A 300-nucleotide genomic window follows, 5' to 3' on the forward strand; every position below is an offset into this window, starting at 1 on the left:
CACGCGGTCCTTCACCTCGAACTGAGCGCCGAACGGGATTCCGAACTGGGACGGGTCGAGGTGGACGATCGTCTCGCGCACCGAGTGCGGGTCGACGTTGGCGACGACGATGACCGCGTCGGCCTTCCCGCTCCGGGTGAACCGGCCGTCGAGGTACTTGGAGTAGACGAGGATGCTGTCGTCGTCGCTCCAGTGGATGCTCAGGTTGCGCAGCTGCCGCAGGGCGGGGTGCTCGCTGCGCGCGCTGTTCAACATCGTCAGGTAGCCCGCGAGGGAGCGGCCCTGGGACTGCGCCTTGGC

General features: G+C 68.0%; 1 pseudogene. It reads right to left on the reverse strand.

The annotated features are described in order from the left end of the window. Positions 1 to 300: pseudogene (locus SB717_RS34925) on the reverse strand (hypothetical protein); the annotation flags it as partial.

This window comes from Priestia sp. SIMBA_032 (assembly GCF_046535215.1).
Taxonomy (GTDB): domain Bacteria; phylum Bacillota; class Bacilli; order Bacillales; family Bacillaceae_H; genus Priestia; species Priestia aryabhattai.